Genomic DNA, 21,298 nt, shown 5'->3' on the forward strand with positions numbered 1-21,298 from the left:
AAGTGCAAGCACATCAGACAGTGAGTCAACATCAACGAGTGAAAGTGACTCAGATTCAGCAAGTGCAAGCACATCAGACAGTGAGTCAACATCAACGAGTGAAAGTGACTCAGATTCAGCAAGTGTAAGCACATCAGACAGTGAGTCAACATCAACAAGCGAATCAGAAAGCGAGAGTGGTTCAGAGTCAGCAAGTGCAAGTAACTCAACATCACAAAGTGATTCACACACAGAAAGTCATACAAACTCAATGAGTACATCAGATTCAGGTTCACATTCAATGAGTCATTCCGACTCAAACAGTGAATCAACAAGTGAAAGTCATTCCGGCTCAGATAGTGGTTCAACATCACACAGTAATTCGTATTCAGACAGCTTTACTAACTCAACAAGCCATTCAAGTTCAGAAAGTGTATCAACGCATACAAGTGATTCAAATACGCATTCATCATCAATGAGTGTTTCAACTTCAGATAGCACTACAACTAGTGGTTCAACATCAATGAGTACAAGTGAATCTGCAAGTACAAGTACATCAGAGTCTCATAGTCATGGTTCAGAGGTTCATAGTAATTCTCAACATCACGATGCTAAAGGTGATTTACCAGATACTGGTGAAAATGAGTCAAATACTTATGGAATTATTTCTTCGGTAACTGCAATGTTAGCGGGATTAGGTTTATTAAGAAGAGCTCGTAAAAATAAAAAAGATAAAAAAGATAGAGGATAAGGACATTAATTAGCTCATTTTGAAAAGTAGCCAACTTTTCTTAAATGAGAGAAAGGTGAGGTGAGTACTCAAAGGCGCACCTTACTTTTCCTTTTCAAATAATATCTCAGAAACATTTTGAGATAAGACTTTGATAATTAGAATCATGCTTAATGTCCTTTCTAAAAATAAAAAGAGGCTAAAGCATAATTAATTGGTTACGAACTAATATTTGAAACCAAAAAAATTAATGTCTTTAGCCTCTTTGATATAATAAAAAAGACTCTAATTTTAAATATCGGGTGGAATTATGTTTAAAAAACAAGAATATAAGATTTTATACAAAAGAATCATATTCACGTGTTTCATTTTAATTATCTATATTTTAGGAAGCAATATTTCGATTGTTGGTTCAAGTGGAGTTCGTGAAGATAATGACACCTTTTTTAAGTTAGCTATTTCTAACGTAGGAGGAGACCTAACAACTTTAAATATCTTTTCCTTGGGTTTAGGGCCATGGTTAACCTCAATGGTTATTATTATGTTATTGAATTATCGAAATGTAGATAAAATGGCTAAGCAAACACGTTCTGAAAAACATTACAAAGAGAGGATCATCACTATATTATTCGCGACTTTCCAAAGTTATTATGTAATTAACACATATATTCATAATAATTTTATTAAAAATGCGAATATCATTTTATTAATGTTGATTCTGATAACAGGAACGATGTTTTTAGTATGGTTAGCAGATCAAAATATTACTTATGGAATTGCAGGACCGATGCCAATCGTTTTAATGAGTTTAATCAAGTCGTTATTTCACAATCAACATTTTGCAAAGTTAAATATTAGTACGACTTTGCTTGTATTAGTCATCTTAACACTTATCATCGCGCTTTTCTTCTTACTGTTCATAGAATTAACAGAATATCGCTTAGATTATAAAGATATTATGAATAATTCAACTGAAAAGACACCAACATATCTAGCGTGGAAATTAAATCCTGCGGGAAGTATTTCTATTATGATTAGTTTATCAGCATTTGTCATTCTAAGTAATTTGATTCATTTTATTGTGACAACAATCGATGAAAACATAGATTTAGGATTTTTAAGCTTTGCAAATCCAATTGGAATTACATGTTATTTTATTTTACAAATCTTTTTAAACTATTTATTATCGCGCTTTTTAATTAACACTAAGAAGAAATCTAAGGAATTTTTGAAAAATGGGAACTATTTCGATTCAGTTCATCCTGGTAAAGAAACGGAACGTTATTTAAATAAAAAAGCACGTCGTGTATGTTTAACAGGTGCGATGATAGTTGCTTGTATTCTAGCAATACCAATGTATTCGACACTATTTATTCCGAATATGTCTAAAGAAATTTATTTTTCAATGCAACTGATTATTTTGGTGTACATAAGTATCAATATTGGAGAAACGATTAGAACATATTTATATTTTGATCGTTATAAACAAATCTTGAATAAGTATTGGTAGGGAGAGAATTATGAAACAGTTTATACCTGCATGGTATGATTCAACTTATTGGTGGGATAGCACGGTTCAACCCTTTTACAGTAAAAGAAGAACAACAGAATTTGATGATATGGTTAGCCTCATGTCGATGCATCTTCAAAATGAGGAGTCATTTCAAACATTAATTTTGAATTATAATCCGATGTTACGGCTATTTTTACATCGACATCAACTTTACGAAATGTCTTATTGGTCTCTATTTGATGACATTCAAGGCGCTCAACAATGTACGCCCAAAGCGATTGATTATCGGGATTTGGATTGGTCTAAATATACTGAATTTGTGTATACGCCGTTTCAAGTAATTGCTATTACTGGTCCCAATGCATATTCTAAGGTGATTTTTAGTCAAGAAGGTTACTTATTATGGATTGAAGATTATGACTCCCATCAACGCCAACGTAAATTCATTTTTGATGATAGAGGATTTATTTCTGCGATAGATATTTATGAGAATAATCATGAAATTCCTCATCATCGTGTCTATCTGAATGTGAGTGGCAATGCGGTTATGACTCAAGATTTCACTACGCAAAAAATAACAATTCACTCAGACTTCGATAATCATTTTCGAAAAACAGAATATGAAACAATGGATGATTTAATTCATGAAAAATTATTAGACTACAATCAAACATATTTAGAAGAAAATGACAAAATTATTGTAGCAGCAGATAAGCGACATAATGTGTTAATCTCTCAAACATTTAAACCCAAAAATATTTGTTTCTCAGTGTTTAAACCACGTAATCAAGAGATGGATGATGAGCTACTAAACTCTATCACAAAGGCGCAACAATGTTTAATTGATACGCTAGAGAATGAACGTAAAGTTAAAGCGTATTTAGATAATCACGTTCAAAATCAACCATTCAATTATATGCGTGTAACACCATTCGATGCACAAGTATTACCCAATATAAGTAGTCAATTATATGATACCAATATAGGCGTTTGGATTGATGACCTTTTAGAGCAAGAGTTAAAAGATATCATGTTTCATTTAACACGATACTTATATCAACATGAGCACACAAGGATTCATGTGTTAACTAGATTAAATAAAAATGAGGTGCCTCAATGGTTAAAAGATGATATAACGCGCTTGAACGATTCTTTTAATACTGATAATGAAGAACTGGCTCCAGAAGTTCGTGATATTTTAGAATCAGAACTTCAAACAACGGAAGTCATCAAAGTTATTTCCGTACCTTTTGAGGAAGATTTAATGAAAGCTATTTCTCAACTAAGAGTCGTTATAGATTTAAATCAAGAACCAGATTTATATTTGCAAATTTCAAGTATTAGTGCGGGAGTGCCTCAGATTAATTTGCGCCAAACAGATTACGTTGAGCATGAGTTAAATGGATTAATTATTGAAACTTATGAACAACTAGGCATAGCGCTTGATTTCTTTCTAATAAATTTAAAAAATTGGAACTACTCTTTTGCGCATTCTATTAAATTAAGTCATGAGTTTAGTTCGCAATTTATTATTCAACAACTTGATTATTTAATTGAAGGTGAATATGATGGCACGTAAATTTAGAGTTTTACAAGTGGGCGGCCAAGATTTAGAAACACTCTTTGATAATAAAAAGGATGTGGAATGGGATTATTTAGATAATGCGGTGTTCCAGTTTGAGAGTGGATATATTGAGGCCGTACAAGAAATTATTAATACTTATGGAAACTTCGACTTAGTCTTCGTTCAAACTCCACATTCACAAGCATTGATGGATTTATTGTATCTAGTCGCTACACCACATAATACTGTGATTGATGTGCATTATTGGTCATCAGAATTTGATAATGAAATGCTTGTTAAGACGAAATTAATTAAAAAAATAACGTACCATTCGGAAGAGGAGTTACATGACAAATTATTAGCGGTAACTTTTCCCGGGCAATATGGCGATAGAGTTTCACCCATCAAAGCAGTAGTGAATCCTCATTTTCAAGGAGAATATTATTATGAAGGTAACAAAGCGTTAGTGTTAGAAGGTAACTTTGGCGAAACGTTTAAGCCACTTTTAACTTGGACGCAAAACCTTGTGAATGATGAAGAAAAAGTGAATGAGATATGGCCTGAATATGATATAAATCAAGATGTTGAGATTGAATATACTTTAAGGATTACTCCAGCAAATTCAATTGATTATCCGATTCAAGAATTCCGTTTCCAACATGATCATTTAAATGAGCCGATTCGATTGCCACGTTTATCTTATCAAGCAAATATCAGTGTTTCACTGAAAGCGAAAGGCATTGGAAAATTACGTATTGGCTCAGTGCATAAGCGTTGGTCTCGCCTTGAAATGGGACAATTTATTATGGGCGGCGAACGCTTTGCTGATGAAAATAGAGATGAGTTTATTCATTACTTTAACCCTGGTGATATGAAGCCACCACTTAATGTTTACTTCAGTGGTTATCGCTCAGCTGAGGGATTCGAAGGATTCTATATGATGCAAAAGATGAATGCACCGTTTATTTTAATTGGTGACCCACGACTTGAAGGTGGTGCCTTCTACTTAGGTTCTGAAACATTTGAAAAGGGTATCCTAAACGTGATTAGAAATGCCCTTGATTTTTTAAATTTCGAGTCGCATGAACTCATCTTATCGGGCTTATCGATGGGATCTTTTGGTGCCTTATATTACGCAGCGCAATTAGAGCCGACCGCCGTAGTCATTGGGAAACCATTAATTAATGTTGGTACTATCGCAAATAATATGAGGTTGTTACGCCCTAATGAGTTTGGAACGGCGAATGATGTGGTTCTTAAGAACGAAGGTGGTATTTCACAAGCAGATATTAACCGATTGGATACTCGTTTTTGGGAAAAATTAAAAAATAGTAATCTCTCAAAAACAACATTTGCGATAGCATATATGGAACATGATGATTACGATAAAAAAGCGTTTCAATCGTTATCGCCTGTATTAAGTCAACAGCGTGCACATGTGATGAGTCGAGGCATTCCAGGGCGACATAACGATGACTCACCTACAATTACGAATTGGTTTAAAAATTTCTATAATCTAATTTTAAAAAATCAGTTTGGGAGAGATAGCCATGTCAGTACTTAATAATCACATATTATATTGGCGTCATATTAATAATGAGACGTTTATGTACGGGACAAAATTGCGCTTTGATTCAGATATGACATATTTTGAGAATCCGTTAATGCCTTCAGGTACTGTGATTCATGACTGGCACATGATAACAAACTTTAATGTAAGAAAGACTGTCCCTTCTCTTCCAATTTTGAAAAAAGGGCATTATTACCAAGTGACATTAAATTATCAAGTAGAACCTCAAGGTGCTGCCTATATTAAACTAACGTTCTATCGTAAAAATGATACAGAACTTTCATATTTGATTATCAAAGACGATATGACAAAATTTCAATTTCCCGCTGAGGCTTATGCTTATAAAATTGAATTAATTAATGCTGGATTATCGGTTCTGCATTTTCAAAATATAAAGATTAAGGAAGTAATAGGGGACGAAAATGTTAAAGGTGAATTTCAAGATGAGTCGTACTCAGCTTTAGACGTTATTAACCGAGTACTATTTAAGACGAGAGTCTCGGATGGAGGTGGGCAAGATGGCTAATCATGTGAATGAGATGATTAATAACATACGCCTGAAGCGTGTGAAGAAGTGGTTAGCGGAGGTCAATCGTTATAGTGAGGCGTTTGAGCATTGTTCAAATGCGGAATTGCAAGGTAAGACTGCAGAATTTAAGAAACGCTTGGAACAAGAGAAGACGACGCTTGATAAGTTATTGCCTGAAGCCTACGCAACTATTCGTGAGGCGTCGAAGCGAGTGTTAGGGATGTACCCAAAAGAGGTTCAAGTCATGGGAGCCATTGTGATGCATCAAGGTAATATTGCTGAGATGCAGACAGGTGAAGGTAAAACGCTAACTGCCACGATGCCACTTTATTTAAATGCATTAACTGGTAAAGGTGCGTACTTAATTACTACGAATGACTATTTAGCAAATCGTGACTTTCAAGAGATGAAGCCATTGTATGAATGGTTAGGTTTAACTGCTTCACTCGGATTTGTAGATATTCCAGACTATGAATACGCAGAAGGGGAGAAACAGTTTTTATATAACCACGATATTATTTATACGACAAATGGACGTTTAGGGTTTGATTATTTATTTGATAATTTAGCTGATCATATTAATGCTAAATACCTACCAGAATTAAATTTTGCGCTGATTGATGAAGTGGATTCGATTATTTTAGATGCTGCGCAAACGCCACTTGTGATTTCTGGAGCACCACGTGTGCAGTCTAATTTATTTCAAATTGTGAAAATGTTTGTGGAAACGCTTGTTGAGGATGAGCACTTTAAAGTGAAATTGAATCAAAAAGAAGTATGGCTAACGGAGAAAGGTATTGAAGCAGCGAATCATTATTTTAAAGTAAATAATATGTATGACCCTGAGTATTTTGATTTAGTACGTGTGATAAATCTATCGCTACGAGCGAAATATTTATTTAAAGACAATCTTGATTATTTTATTTATAACGGAGAAGTCGTATTAATTGACCGTATCACTGGGCGAATGTTACCTGGTACTAAGCTTCAATCAGGTTTACATCAAGCGATTGAAGCTAAAGAAGGCGTCGAATTATCGCAAGATTTAAGTGTAATGGCGACAATTACCTTTCAAAATTTATTTAAATTATTTAATAAATTTTCAGGTATGACTGGTACAGGTAAGCTAGGGGAGAAAGAGTTCTTTGATTTATATTCAAAACTTGTCGTTCAAATTCCGACTGATCATCCTGTTATTCGTGATGATAAGGAAGATAGAGTTTATGCGCAATCGAATGAGAAGAATCAAGCTATTCTTGAAAAGGTGATTGACATTCATAAAACTCAGCAACCGGTATTATTAATTACACGAACAGCTGAAGCGGCAGAATATTTTTCAGCGCAATTATTTAAACAACATATTCCAAATAATTTGCTGATTGCTCAAAATGTTGCGAAAGAAGCACAGATGATTGCGGAAGCTGGACAACTAGGTGCTGTCACGGTTTCAACAAGTATGGCTGGACGTGGTACAGACATTAAACTTGGCCCAGGTGTACATGAATTAGGTGGCTTAGCAGTGATTATTAATGAACATATGGAAAATAGTCGTGTCGATCGACAATTGCGTGGTCGTGCAGGTCGACAAGGTGATCCGGGTGTTTCGCAAATCTATGTCTCTTTAGATGATTATATTGTGAAACGATGGAGTAATTCTAAATTTGCTGAAAACGAGAGAGTTAAGAAGATCAATCCTGAGAAATTGCAGGCAAGTCCATTTTTCAGAAATAAAGTAAGAAACATTGTTAATAAAGCACAACGTGTATCTGAAGAAACGGCGATGCGTACGCGTGAAATGGCAAATGAATTTGAAAAAAGTATCGGAATTCAACGTGAACGAGTATATGAAGAGCGTGATCGTATCTTAGCAGTCCAAGACTTTAGTCAATTCAACTTTGACTCACTCGCAAAAGATGTCTTTGAGTATGATTTCAAGACCACAGGAATAAGTAGTGAAGATGATGTAGTCCATTATATTTATAACCAACTCAGTTTTAGTTTTAATGATAGTGATATTCGGCAATATATCCAAACGCGCGAAGGGACGATTAATTATTTAATTGATCAATTCAATCAACAATTTCAACATAATTTAGCTATTGCTGATGATGATTATATCAAAACGCGTTTTATACAAAAATCCATTTTAAAAGCGATTGATGTCGCATGGATTAATCAAGTGGACCAGTTACAACAATTAAAAGCAAGCGTTAATAATCGTCAAAATGGACAACGTAATGCCATGTTTGAATATCATAAAGTGGCGTTAGAAACTTATGAAAATATGGTCATTAAGGTAAAACGTGAAATTATTCGCAATTTATGTCAAAGCATCTTAATGTTTGATAAAGATGACGATTTAGTAATACATTTTCCTTAAAATGAGGTGTTTAGCAATGACAATTTATAATATTAATTTTGGCATTGGCTGGGCGAGTAGTGGTGTAGAATACGCTCAAGCTTATCGTGCTAAGTTATTGAGGCAGGTGAATCAACCCGCTAAATTTATCTTTTTAGACTTTATATCAGTTGAAAATATTCAAACATTAACGAGTAATATGGGCTTTAAAGATGATGAAATTATATGGCTTTATCAGTTCTTCAGCGACATCCCGATTGCACCAACGACTTATACATTAGATGATTTAATTAATGATTTAGGAAATCCGGTTACATCTAGGGTGGAAATGGGGAAAACGGTTCGTCTATATATTGGTAACGACCAATCTTATGTGAGTTGTTATTTAAAAAATGAAGGCGAAAACGTGGTTGATCGTGCAGAATTTGTGGTTAACGGAATGTTGATTCGAAAAGATTATTATAGTTATGTGCGTACGTTCTCAGAATATTATGCCCCTAGTGATAATAAAGCGAAGTTATATATGCGTCAGTTCTATAATGAAGATGGCTCTATCGTTTATAAAGAATATATTGATGGTGAGTCGAGTGTCTATGTCTTTGATGATGCCCGTCTTTACAGTAAACAACAATTTGTAGCTTACTTTATGCGCAAATTACAATTGACCGCACAAGATATTGTGATTATTGATAGATCGACGAAAGTTGGTCAGGCTATTTTGGAAAATAAAGGCCCAAGCAAAGTAGGGATTGTAGTTCATGCGGAACATTTTAGTGAAAATAGCACAGATGAGACACATATCTTATGGAACAATTATTACGAATATGTCTTTGCACAAGCATCACATATTGATTTTTACATCACTGCGACAGACTTACAAAATAAAATTTTATCTGAGCAATTTAAACAATACACGTCTCATCAACCACGCGTGCGTACGATACCAGTAGGAAGCTTACATCATCTTGCTTATCCTAAAAAAGAGAGACAACCATATTCAATGTTAACAGCATCAAGACTGGCAAGTGAGAAACATGTGGATTGGATAGCTAAAGCTGTTGTAAAAGCAAAGAGACACGTCCCACAACTTAAATTTGATATTTACGGTTATGGTAGTGAGAAAGCAAATATCGAGACCATTATTAAAGACAACGACGCACAAGACTATATTCAATTACAAGGACACGTTAAATTGGATGAAATTTATGCGAATTATGAGTTGTTTGTATCAGCGTCTACGAGTGAAGGCTTCGGACTTACGTTGATGGAAGCGGTGGGGTCAGGTCTTGGCATGATAGGTTTTAATGTAAATTATGGGAACCCCACTTTTATAAAAAATGGAAACAATGGCTATTTGATTCCGATTGATACTGAAAAGCAAAATGTAGATGAAATAACTAATTATATTGCTGATAAAATTGTTCAATATTTTAACAATGGACCTAAACAACCCCACGATGTGTCTTATCAAATTGCCGAGCCATTTAAAACAGAACATATAACGCGGAAATGGCAAAATTTAATAGATGAGGTGCTATATGATTAATTTATTTGAAACGTATAATGTAGCGTCACAACAATTAAAACAGTCTCTTGAACTAGCTGGTTATAATCATGCAACAATTGTAATGGATGACGATGGCTTTTTACCTGATGATGTGCTTTCGCCGTATCGCTTTTTTGTGGATTATCAACGCTTAAATAATGATAAACCGGCGTTTTTCAATGACGTACAAGTTCCACCATTTTGGGAAATTAAAGGAAGTAATGATTACGCCGAAGTGATTGATAATGGCATTGTGAGAGGACGCATTTTTTACCGTAAACATTTTAAAACGCGTATTGTTAGTTTTGTCGAATGGTTTGATCCGAATAATCATTTACGTTCTGTCGATTACTACACGAAAGATGGTTTTAAATTTGCGACGACTGTATATGATTTAGAAAAGAAACCAATTGTCAAAACATATATTAATCGTGATGGAAAAGAAGTATTATATGAGAACTTTGTCACTAAAGATATAGTCTTAGATTGGAAAGGACAGTCTCATTTCTTTGCTTCAAAACATGATTTTATTATTTTCTTTTTAAAACAATTAAAGTTAGATTTATCTAAAATCATCATTAACTCATTAGCAACACCATTTTTTGTCACATACCGTTCTAATATTGTTGAAAAAACGGTACTTTTCTGGCAAGAACAAAGTGGTGGCAATGTCCCGGGAAATATGAAACAAATGTTAGATAATAAATCTCAACAAAATACAGTCATTATTCCAGATAAAAATGAATATCAAAGCATTGTAGAAAATATTGAACCACAATATCATTCATCCATCGCACAATCTGGATATCTGTATGATTATCAGAAAACTAATAAATACTCAAAACGTATACTGAATTTAACTAATTCTGATGACATTCCAAATATCGAAACATTAATTCAAACCTTACCAGAATTTGAATTTCATATAGGTGCTATTACAGAAATGTCGGATAAATTAATGCATCTTGATCAATATCCAAATGTGACATTATATCCAACTATTACTAAAGCGATGACTAGCGAGTTATTCCATTCATGTGATATTTATTTAGATATTAATCGTGGTGGCGAAATTTCAAATGCTATAGAGCGAGCGATGTTAAGTAATCAATTAATTCTAGCTTATGATGAAACAGCACATCGCCGTGAATTTATCGCTAGAAATAATATAGTTCCACAAACTGACTACATGCAATTAACAAATATCCTTACTGATATTGCGACAGACAAAAATCATTTTAAAGAAAGATTAGAGCACCAAAAACAACAAAATAATAAAATAGATAAAAGAGCATTTAAGAAAATATTAAATAAAGCGATGAAGTAAAAGAGGTGGGTAACGATGAACACAGAAACGGTATATCTTGCTGGGGGTTGTTTATGGGGTGTTCAAGCATTTATTAAAACATTGCCTGGTGTTGTGACAACAGAAGCGGGGCGTGCAAATGGGACGACAACTGAACTCGATGGTGACTATGATGGCTATGCAGAATGTGTAAAAACGACATTCGACCCTAGCCAAATTTCAATTACAGATTTAATGAATTATCTTTTTGAAATTATTGACCCTTATAGCATCAATAAGCAGGGCGTAGATGAAGGCCCGAAATATCGCACCGGCATTTATAGCGAACACACTCATCACTTAGAAGAAGCCCAAGCGTTCATCAATCAGCGACCAGATAAAGCACGCATTGCCGTCGAAGTCCTACCACTCAACAATTACATTAAGAGTGCGGACGAACATCAAGATCGCTTAGACAAACATCCCGAAGATATTACTTATTGTCATATCCACCCTGAATTACTGAATAAATATATATAGAAAGAAGCGATAGCGATGAATATTTTATTAACAGGTGCGACAGGCCATCTCGGTTCACACATCACTGAACACGCCATTAAAGAACAAATTCCCAATTTCCATATCGGAATTCGTAACCCTGAAAAAGTTCCAAACCACTGGCACGACTATATCAAAATTCGTGAATTAGATTATTTCAATGAAGAAAGCATGGTAAAAGCCTTCGACAACATCGACACAGTGGTATTCATCCCAAGCATCATCCACCCGTCATTCAAACGACTTCCCGAAGTCGAGAACTTAGTTAGCGCTGCACAAAAAGCTAAAGTCCAACACATCATGTTCATAGGCTACTACGCCGACCAACACAACAACCCGTTCCATATGAGCCCATATTTTGGCTATGCAGAACGATTGCTTGCGACAAGCGGACTCAACTATACCTACGTGCGAATGGCCATGTACATGGACCCGCTCAAACCTTATCTGCCAGAATTAGCAGAAATGCATAAATTGATTTACCCCGCAGGAGAAGGCCGCATCAACTATATTTCAAGAAACGACATCGCACGAGGCATCATTGCCCTCCTGCAACAACCCGAGAAATTCGGCCAACGCTACCTGTTATCAGGCTACAGCTACTCAATGACCGAACTCGCACGCATCCTTTCCGACGCAGCCGACACAGAAATTAAATACGATCCAGTTTCTTTGGGAAAATTCTCAGAAATGTACGACGAGCCGAAAGGGTTTGGCGCATTGCTAGCATCCATGTACGAAGCCGCAGCAAGAGGCTTACTCGATCAAGAATCAGATGACTTTGAACAACTCGTCCATGATAAACCACAAACCCTCCCGGAATTCTTACAAAGCGGGGAATAAGGTATAAATAAAGAGAGTAGGGCAATATGGTAGAAATCACCACATGTCCTACTCTCTAAGACTGTAGACAAACCCTTTCACTCTTCGTCACCTTATGCGTGCCTAGGTCATTTACCTAGTAGTAAACTCCCGTCGTTACGCATTTCGTTTCCTCGATTGATAAGGGCTTTCTTTCAGTCTTCATTCTTTAAATTAGTCGACAAGTATATTATTTTTTCTCACAAAAAGTATCAGCGAAGCTTAATGCAGCTAAACCTAATAAGTCTAATGCATGTTGCGCGCCTTCTTTACCATGACCAGCTTCGAAGTGTTTGTAAGCAGCTACGCCTAACACACCGAAAGTAGTGATTGAACCTAAACGAGATAAGTTTTTGCTTAAGAAACTTGCAGCAAATAATGCAGCAGCAGTTGCTTCTAAAGTACCTGCTAATTTAACAGCGTTTTCAGGTAAACCAAATACATTTGTAAATGTTTCTTTCATTTCTTGGTCACCTTTTAATTTAGGTTTTGAAGCATCGTATAATTCTTTCGCAAGTTTTAAGTTTGCAGCATAACGTAAAATCATAATTTAAAAATCTCCTTTTATTTGTTATTTATTTTCAAAATATTTATCAACAATTGGTTTCACACGTTCGCCAAATAAGCGAATTGACTTCATGACATATTCATGAGGCATAGAACCTACTGGGGTATGAATCATGAAGCGGCTAAGTCCCAATGTTTCCACAGTATCAATAATTTTTTGGGCAACCGTTTCAGGGCTACCAAGGTAAATCGCACCATTTGGTCCTATTTCTCGTTCAAACATATTCTGATCAAATTCTGGCCATCCACGTTCACGACCAAGAACATCATGATATGCTTTCAGAGGAGGGAAGAAATCGCGCTTAGCTTCTTCATCTGTTTTAGCGACATAACCCCATGAGTGAACTGCCACTGGTAAGTTATCAGGATTATGTCCGTAAGAAGCAGCCACAGATTTATAAATTTCAATATTGCGTGTAAATCGTCTAGGATTACCGCCAATAATTGCATACGTAATTGGTAATCCAAACGCGCCCGCTCTTAAAGAAGATTCAGGCGTACCACCTGTGGCAATTGAAATAGGTAATTCGCCATGTTCAACGCGCGGATAAATTGGCGTCGCTTCGAAACTTGGACGTAATTTACCTTCCCAACTAACTATTTCATGTTTATTGATTTTTAGCAATAATTGTAACTTCTCATTAAATAAATCTTCGTAGTCATTTAAATTATAACCGAATAACGGGAATGATTCGATAAATGACCCTCGACCAATCATGATTTCAGCGCGTCCATTTGAAACCGCATCTAATGTTGAGAAGCGTTGATACACGCGCACTGGGTCATCTGAAGATAACACTGTTACTGCAGACGACAATTTAATGTGCTTAGTACGAGCAGCGGCTGCCGCAAGCACTGTAACAGGGTCTGACACGGCATAATCTTCACGATGATGTTCACCTAATCCATAAACATCTAAACCTAATTGATCTGCTAATTCTATTTCTTCAACGATATCTCGAATACGTTGTGCATTTGATACAGCCTCACGCGTACCATCTGCCGTAATCATTTTCTCATTATCTCCAAATGATGTTAATCCTAATTCAATTTTCACAATGTTCACCTCCTAGGTATAATTTTTATACTTAGAATTGTATTCCTTATTTTTGAAAAGGTCAATAGAAAAGTTTCGAATTAGAGATAAATTTATAGAAAGCGGTAGAATACCTCATTTTCAAAAAGAATAGGGTGAAAACATATAATTGGTATTTACATAGATGAGTCCCTATAATTGAACACAATAAATGAGCTAAGAGGGGAGATTAATAATTATGAAAACGGATATGCGTGCGATGGTCATTCATCAATATGGTAATTATCCTGTATCTGAAGAACGAATGCCAATACCTTCTATGAATCCAAACGAAGTAAGAGTACAAATTAAAGCAGCAAGCGTAAATCCAATCGATTTCAAAATTAGAGATGGCGGTTTGAAGATTTTACTATCATACGATTTTCCATTAATTTTAGGAAATGACTTTGCAGGTGTGATTACTGAAGTAGGCGCAAATGTCAAAGACTATCAAGTTGGAGATAAAGTCTTTGGACGACCACGTAAAACTAAAATTGGCACATTTGCAGAATATATCTCAATAGATGCTTCTGAAATTGCGCCTATGCCTAAAGGACTAACGTTTGAAGAAGCGGCAAGCATTCCATTAGTCGGCTTAACTTCTTATCAAGCATTGAACGAAGTGATGCAACTTAAAGAGGGCGATAAGGTCTTAATTCAAGCAGGTTCAGGAGGCGTAGGTACATTTGCTATTCAACTTGCTAAAGCAATGGGCTTATACGTTGCAACGACAGGTAGCGACCGAGGAAAAGAATTAGTTGAATCATTAGGAGTCGACCAATTTATAAATTATCGTGAACAAGACTTCTCTAAAATATTAAATGATTTCGACGGTGTATTTGATACATTAGGTGGCGATAATCTCCAAAAATCATTCGAAATTCTTAAACCAGGTGGCACTATCGCCTCTGTCTCAGGCATTCCTACAGATAAAAATGCTCGTGATTTACATTTAAATATTGGAAAAGAAGCTTTATTACGCGCAGCTTCTTATAAATTAAGACGACGTGCAAAGCAATTTAACGTAAATTATGAATTTCTATTTATGCACCCAAGTGGCGACCAATTGAAAGAAATTGCACAGTTAATCGAAGACGGTAAAATCAAACCAATTATCGATAAAGTTTTTGATTTCAAAGACACTCAACAAGCTTTAGAATATTCCACAAATGGACACGCTAAAGGCAAAATAATTATTAAAATGGATAACTAAAAAAAGGCGGTGAATAACGTGAAAAAAATAATGATTGTAAACACAAGTACTGATTATTTCGGAGAACATGAGAAGCCAACAGGCCTATGGTTAGGGGAACTTGTTCATTTTTATAATGAATTTAAAGATGAAGACGTAACACTAGATATTTTCAACGTCACTGGAGGCAATACACCCATCGACCCCGTGAGTCTATCTCCTTTAATGTTAGACAAAAAGACGAAATCTTACTATAAAGATGCCGAATTTATGAATAAATTGAAATACGCCCAACCTATAACTGAAGCTAAGCCCGAAGATTACGACGCCATTTATTTCACAGGCGGACATGGCGTTATGTATGATTTCCCGGAAAATAGTACCATACAGCACGCCATCGAAACGATATACCGTAAAGGAGGCATCGTTTCAGCAGTATGTCACGGTATTGCTGCGCTTCTTAACGCTACAGCAGAAAATGAAAATTACTTAATTGAAGATAAACATATTACAGGTTTCTCAAATATAGAAGAAGTATTAGCCAACCGTGACACTTTAGTGCCTTTCCACTTACAAAATGAAATTAAAAATCGTGGTGCTAAATACTCATTTAGAAGATTGCCTTTTACGCCATATGTTCAAGTGGATGACCGTATCGTAACAGGACAAAATCCACAATCACCAGCTAAAGTAGCTCAAGAAGTGAAGAAATTATTATTTTAAAGTCATGAGGGTAATGTAGTACTGAGGTGATTTTTAGTGGATCAACAAATGATGGCATCGTCCGTATTGAATATTATATTGATGATATTATTAATCATGTATAACACGATGAATTGGCCTACTTGGGTACTAGCTATAATCACTATTTTGATAGTAATTAATTCAGGGTTTATGGTTTACAAAAGTATAGAAACTAAAAATCGGAAATAACAAAAAAGCATTCTCACTCGAAATCTTGTGAGAATGCTTTTTAATCTTTATCGCTGATTAATGAGGTTTCTAATAAACCATTTAACGTTTCGAATACTTCTTCCACGCTATAATCGTAATCATTTTCCACCCAACGACGTATAACTTCGATAACGCCACTACTAAAGAAATCAGCTACAATTTCAGGATGCTTACTTTGTTGTATTTTAATCGCTAAAGGGTCTTGTTGGTATTTAGCGTTATTGAGCATCATTTCTCGACTTACACTAGTTAGATTGCGAAAGACATCTACTTGTCGAGAAGAAACTAATAAATGTTTGAAAAGTTTTTTATGTTGACCAATATAATAGATGAAATCTTGAAACGACTCAGGTGAGGAAAGACCTATATCATCATTGACAATTTTTTGAGTGATGAAATCTGGCAAAGTGTAGAGTATATCGTACTTATCTTGAAAGTAACGATAAAACGTACTACGGTTGATTTCGGCAGTTTCACATATTTTTTGAACGGTAATTTCATCAAAATGATAATCATTTAATAAAGTAAAAACTGTTTCATGAATATGTTTAATCATTCGTTTTTGATTAGCTGTCGGCATAATCTGATTCTCCTATGTCTTTAATATAGCCAGATAGCCTGACGTAATAAGAGTAATTTATCACAATAACTTTTATATTTCCAAAAATAACTCCTTAATATATAGTCATTACAATTGGAACCAACCTCTCAATCACATAAAAATTTTAATTTAAAAGAAGTAATTCTTTCATGTCGCCCGTTTATATTTATGTAGAGTGAGAATAAAAAAGACTATCTACATCTTAGAGATGTAAATAGTCTCATCATGCTATATAAAACAAGCATGCCCCTTATAAAATTTCTTTATCCCTGATAACTTCACTTCTCTTTAGATTATTCAGTATCTACGTCTTTTAACCAATCATCCACTTTATTATCATTATTATCTACGTAATCTTTCGCAACTTGTTCTGGGTTTTTATTGTCGACGAAGATTTTTTTAGCGAGTTTCTCTTCATCTTTTTGATTCCAGTCATCTGCCATACGTGTTGCAATTTTGTAAGCAGCAGGATGTTGATCTTTGAAATTACTATTAAATACTAAATTAATATGTTCATGATCACTCCCGTAAATTTTATCAGGATCTTTTAACATTTTGACATCTAATTCTTTAGAGAACCAATTAGGTTCCATTGCAGTAAAGATAATCGGTTGTTGTTGTTTGAATGCACTTTGTATTTTCTTAAACTGCTCTTGGTCTGAGCTTTCTTTTAAGCTGTAATCTTCTAAATCGTTTTTATCAAGTTCATCTTTTGTGTTTTTCATTACACCATTTCTAGCGTCTGTACCTTGAATGGTCCAATCTACTGATTTACCGAAATCTTTGTTGTCTTTTAAATCACTGATTGAATCAATATCTTGTACATATTTAGGTACTGCTAGTCCTACTTTAACGTCATCAATGAAGTTTTTATCGTCGTATAAAGTGATTTTATCTTTATATTTTTCATAGTAGCTTTTATCTGTATCTGGGAAGATACCTGACGCATGGAAAGAACTATGGTTTGCTGAAACATCAGCATATAATGGTCCGCTTGCTGGGACAGGTGTTGTTGTGACGTCATATCCTGCTTTTTTTAATACTTCAGCAATGACTAAAGAACGTGGTGCCGAGTTATCACTTGCGATGTAAGGAATTTCAATTTCTTTTTTACCTAACGCTGTTTTGCCATCGTCTGATGACTCGCTACCACTATTGCCACATGCACTTAGCACGATGGCTAAGGCAATTGTGGCTAGTAGTCCTAGAAATTTCGAACTACGATGTTTGAACATAACGCGTTTCCTCCTTTTAATTTTAATTTCTATGTTCGTCATCATGACGATGATTTGGTTGATTGTTGTATCTATCATATACGCCTTTGTTGTTTTCACGAGCGTATAACATTAATGCTTTAAATAGTACATCTTGATCTACATTGTTATCTGTTAAGTCTTTATAAAGGTTTGTAGTTGTATCAAAGTTTGAATGTGTTTGTGCCTCTTCGTGTTGGTTATCATGACGATGATTTGGTTCGTTTTCATGATGATTTAGGCTTACAGAATGGTTGTAATCTTCGTTGTTGTAATGTTCATGGTGTTGGTTATTGTCATGGTTGATGTTGTTGTAGCTACGTGTGTCATCTTGTTTGTGATGAGTGTCTTTGTCTGGGCTAGCGAATTCTCTGTAGCGTGTTTCTTCTTGGCCTTTTTCAGAAGCAGAAGAAGTTTGATGATGGTTATCATCGCTTTCTAGTGCTTTACCTTCGACGTCGATTTTTGGTAGGACGGCGCCTAGCCATTTAGGTAGGTACCATGATGCGTTGCCGAAGAGTTTTGTTAGGGCAGGGATTAGTGTCATGCGGACGATGAATGCGTCGAATAGGACACCGAATGCGAGTGAGAGACCCATTGATTTAATCATTGTGTCGTCTTGGAAGACGAAGGCAATGAATACGCTGAACATGATGAGTGCAGCGGCTACGATAACTGGTCCGCTTTCTTTAAGCCCTACGCGAATTGAGTGATCGTTGTCACCAGTTTTACTGTATTCTTCGTGAACGCGTGTCATTAAGAAGAGTTCGTAATCGATGGCTAGTCCGAATAGGAGGCCGATTGTGATAACTGGTAAGAATGCTAATAATGGGCCTGTGTTTTCTATGCCGAATAGGCCACCTAAGAATCCGTCTTGTACTACAAGCGTTGTGAAACCGAGTGTTGCCATTAATGATAGGATGAAGCCAAGTACTGCTTTAAGTGGTACAAGGATTGAACGGAATACTACCATTAATAGTAAGAATGCAAGGACAACGATAACGCCTGCGAATATTGGGATAGCGTTATTAAGTTTTTCTGACATATCAATATTGATGACACTTTGTCCTGAGATTTCTGTGTCGAAATGATATTTATCTTGAGCTTGGCTATGATAATCGCGTAAATCATAAACTAAGTCTTCAGTTGATTTAGCGTTTGGTCCTTTTTCAGGAATTATTGTAAATAGTGCGTAATGGTTATTGTCGTTAAGTCTTGCTTGTGACACAGTGTCGACGTTATCAAGATCTTTTAAGTCATCACGCATGTTGCTTAAATCGCGTTGGATATCTTTTTTACTGCCGCCATCTTTAGTGTTAACTAACATGACGATTTGTCCGTTATAACCTTCTCCAAAGTTATCTGAGATAAGTTCATACGCTTTATGTTCTGAAGTATCATTAGGTTTCATACTGTCATCTGGGATACCTAAGCGCATACCACTTACTGGAATGGCTGCTAGTATTAAGATAACTAAACTAATGATAACTGCTACGATAGGTTTACCTACGATAAATTTAGCCCATGGATGATTTTTAGGGTCTTTACTTTTAGTTGATTTCTGTTTGATTTTAATGCTTTTATGGAAAATGCTAATCAATGCAGGTAACAACGTTAATGCTGCTAATACTGCGAATAATACACTGAGTGCTGAGGCAAATCCCATTACAGCTAAGAAATCAATACCTACTAATGAAAGTCCACAAACGGCCATCATTACTGTAAGACCTGCAAAGATAACGGCACTACCTGCAGTTCCGACAGCTTTACCGATTGCTTCTACTGTATCGATACCTTGTTGTTTAAGTTCTTTATATCTAAATAGAATAAATAGTGAGTAGTCGATACCTACGGCTAAACCAATCATTACAGCTAATGTTAGTGTGAAGTTTGGAATATCGAATACAAATGTTAATAAGGCAATGATACCCACACTTGAGCCTAGGCCGATAATGGCACTAATGATTGGCATACCAGCTGCAATAAGTGAACCAAAGGTAATAAGTAGAATAACGAAAGCGACTACGATACCTACTATTTCTGATGTGCCACCAGGTTCACTACCCATTGCATCACCTTGGGTCTTTTCTATTTGGATATTGTGGTTATCTTTTACATCTTGTAGTTCTTTATCAATGACTTTCTTAGATGAATCTTGCATATTTGTTTGTTTTACAACGTAACTAATATTTGCGATAGCTGTGTCGCCATCTTTATTTACTTGTCCACTGTCATATGGATTTGAGATATTTTGGATGTAATCATCTTTTTGTTTGATGTTGTCTAATGCATCTTCAATATCTTTCTTTTTATCTTTGTCTTTCAATCCATCTTCTCTATTAGAATGGAAGACGATTTTCATCGAGGCTTTTTCACTGTCTTGATGAAATTCTTTACTGATTTTGTCATTTGTATCAAGTGACTTTAGGCCATTCATTGTAATGTCGTCATCAAATTTAGGCGAGTTAAGCGCAAGCGGTGTAATGATAACACCTAAGATGACAAGCCAACTAATGACACTAAGCCATTTGTTTTTAGCTATAAATGTTCCAAGTTTGTATAATAGCTTTGCCAATGTGTTTCCTCCTATTTTATAAGTTTTGATGATCTAAGTCTGGAATAATGCAATTATCAATTATGCGTTTTTGTTGGTTAGTATGTTTCTCGATAAAAGGCGCTTAGATTCATATTACAATGGTTAATGTAACAAGATATAAGAGTGAAGGGTACCATTAAAAATTTAATGGCGTTGAAAAAAGCGACATTTTGTAAAAAATGTTGGAGAATAAGTGAGTGAGAGAATAAAAATGAATATAAAAAAACAGGTAACATAATGTATGTACCTGAGAATGTTGTTTATGTATAAGGTCAATTAGTTTACCCAACAGCCAATAAGGCATAACGCTCCGATTAGAAAAATTAATACCCCTGGAATATATATTTTTTCTCGTAAATCAATATCGCGTTTATAGGCAACAAATCTACTGGTGGCGATTAATGCTATGCCGATAAGTAATAAGATAATTGAAAAAATGAGCATCAACCTAGCCTCCTTAATCCATATGTTAAAAATGTACGTAATTACTATAATAACGCTTTCATCCTTATTATATTATCTAACGAACTATTTTTATAGGGAAATATTAATATATTGTAAAATTG

Annotated in this window: 17 protein-coding genes; 12 read left to right on the forward strand and 5 right to left on the reverse strand. The window is 35.2% G+C overall.

Annotated elements, in window-relative coordinates; all coding sequences use genetic code 11:
• From CD127_RS12420 to CD127_RS12465, 10 genes are all read left to right on the forward strand, one after another.
• The coding region (locus CD127_RS12420) for an LPXTG cell wall anchor domain-containing protein (protein WP_142381324.1) at positions 1 to 730 on the forward strand (730 nt) is incomplete at its 5' end.
• Between the two features lie 289 nt (positions 731 to 1,019).
• Positions 1,020 to 2,219 carry an accessory Sec system protein translocase subunit SecY2 gene (gene secY2 / locus CD127_RS12425; RefSeq protein ID WP_103366905.1) on the forward strand — a complete coding sequence of 400 codons (1,200 nt, stop codon included), beginning with the start codon at positions 1,020 to 1,022 and terminating at the stop codon, positions 2,217 to 2,219.
• Between the two features lie 10 nt (positions 2,220 to 2,229).
• A complete protein-coding gene (gene asp1 / locus CD127_RS12430; protein ID WP_103366906.1) occupies positions 2,230 to 3,801 on the forward strand; it encodes an accessory Sec system protein Asp1 in 1,572 nt (523 codons plus the stop codon).
• Positions 3,791 to 5,350, forward strand: a complete 1,560-nt coding sequence (gene asp2 / locus CD127_RS12435) for an accessory Sec system protein Asp2 (protein ID WP_103366907.1) — start codon at positions 3,791 to 3,793, stop codon at positions 5,348 to 5,350. Before asp1 ends, asp2 begins: the two co-directional genes overlap by 11 nt.
• Positions 5,337 to 5,882, forward strand: a complete 546-nt coding sequence (gene asp3 / locus CD127_RS12440; RefSeq protein ID WP_103366908.1) for an accessory Sec system protein Asp3 — start codon at positions 5,337 to 5,339, stop codon at positions 5,880 to 5,882. The genes asp2 and asp3 overlap by 14 nt, the downstream gene beginning before the upstream one ends.
• On the forward strand, positions 5,875 to 8,265 hold the full coding sequence (gene secA2 / locus CD127_RS12445; protein ID WP_103366909.1) for an accessory Sec system translocase SecA2: 2,391 nt from the start codon (positions 5,875 to 5,877) through the stop codon (positions 8,263 to 8,265). Before asp3 ends, secA2 begins: the two co-directional genes overlap by 8 nt.
• Before the next feature lie 16 nt (positions 8,266 to 8,281).
• Positions 8,282 to 9,790 carry an accessory Sec system glycosyltransferase GtfA gene (gtfA, locus tag CD127_RS12450; RefSeq protein ID WP_103366910.1) on the forward strand — a complete coding sequence of 503 codons (1,509 nt, stop codon included), beginning with the start codon at positions 8,282 to 8,284 and terminating at the stop codon, positions 9,788 to 9,790.
• A complete protein-coding gene (gene gtfB / locus CD127_RS12455; RefSeq protein WP_103366911.1) occupies positions 9,783 to 11,117 on the forward strand; it encodes an accessory Sec system glycosylation chaperone GtfB in 1,335 nt (444 codons plus the stop codon). The genes gtfA and gtfB overlap by 8 nt, the downstream gene beginning before the upstream one ends.
• Positions 11,118 to 11,132: 15 nt before the next feature.
• Positions 11,133 to 11,615 (forward strand): peptide-methionine (S)-S-oxide reductase, encoded by a 483-nt coding sequence (locus tag CD127_RS12460; RefSeq protein ID WP_103366912.1) that lies wholly within the window; start codon positions 11,133 to 11,135, stop codon positions 11,613 to 11,615.
• 15 nt (positions 11,616 to 11,630) lie between these two features.
• Positions 11,631 to 12,476 (forward strand): SDR family oxidoreductase, encoded by an 846-nt coding sequence (locus tag CD127_RS12465; RefSeq protein ID WP_103366913.1) that lies wholly within the window; start codon positions 11,631 to 11,633, stop codon positions 12,474 to 12,476.
• A gap of 208 nt (positions 12,477 to 12,684) precedes the next feature.
• Here CD127_RS12465 and CD127_RS12470 read toward each other — a convergent pair whose 3' ends face one another.
• Positions 12,685 to 13,041 (reverse strand): DoxX family protein, encoded by a 357-nt coding sequence (locus CD127_RS12470; RefSeq protein ID WP_103366914.1) that lies wholly within the window; start codon positions 13,039 to 13,041, stop codon positions 12,685 to 12,687.
• 24 nt (positions 13,042 to 13,065) lie between these two features.
• The gene (locus CD127_RS12475; protein ID WP_103366915.1) at positions 13,066 to 14,118 is read right to left on the reverse strand and encodes an LLM class flavin-dependent oxidoreductase; all 1,053 of its coding nucleotides are present in this window, start codon (positions 14,116 to 14,118) and stop codon (positions 13,066 to 13,068) included.
• 229 nt (positions 14,119 to 14,347) lie between these two features.
• Between CD127_RS12475 and CD127_RS12480 the strand changes: the two genes are divergently transcribed.
• Positions 14,348 to 15,349 carry an NADP-dependent oxidoreductase gene (locus CD127_RS12480; RefSeq protein ID WP_174694748.1) on the forward strand — a complete coding sequence of 334 codons (1,002 nt, stop codon included), beginning with the start codon at positions 14,348 to 14,350 and terminating at the stop codon, positions 15,347 to 15,349.
• Between the two features lie 18 nt (positions 15,350 to 15,367).
• Positions 15,368 to 16,051, forward strand: coding sequence for a type 1 glutamine amidotransferase domain-containing protein (locus tag CD127_RS12485; protein ID WP_103366917.1), 684 nt, complete (start codon positions 15,368 to 15,370; stop codon positions 16,049 to 16,051).
• Positions 16,052 to 16,301: 250 nt separating this feature from the next.
• Here CD127_RS12485 and CD127_RS12490 read toward each other — a convergent pair whose 3' ends face one another.
• The 3 genes from CD127_RS12490 to CD127_RS12500 form a co-directional block, all read right to left on the reverse strand.
• Positions 16,302 to 16,862, reverse strand: coding sequence for a TetR/AcrR family transcriptional regulator (locus CD127_RS12490; RefSeq protein ID WP_103366918.1), 561 nt, complete (start codon positions 16,860 to 16,862; stop codon positions 16,302 to 16,304).
• Positions 16,863 to 17,176: 314 nt separating this feature from the next.
• Positions 17,177 to 18,118 carry a glycine betaine ABC transporter substrate-binding protein gene (locus CD127_RS12495; RefSeq protein ID WP_103366919.1) on the reverse strand — a complete coding sequence of 314 codons (942 nt, stop codon included), beginning with the start codon at positions 18,116 to 18,118 and terminating at the stop codon, positions 17,177 to 17,179.
• Positions 18,119 to 18,140: 22 nt separating this feature from the next.
• Positions 18,141 to 20,711 (reverse strand): MMPL family transporter, encoded by a 2,571-nt coding sequence (locus tag CD127_RS12500; protein ID WP_103366920.1) that lies wholly within the window; start codon positions 20,709 to 20,711, stop codon positions 18,141 to 18,143.
• Between the last annotated feature and the right edge of the window lie 587 nt (positions 20,712 to 21,298).

This window comes from Staphylococcus petrasii, assembly GCF_002902565.1.
Classification (GTDB): Bacteria; Bacillota; Bacilli; order Staphylococcales; family Staphylococcaceae; genus Staphylococcus; species Staphylococcus petrasii.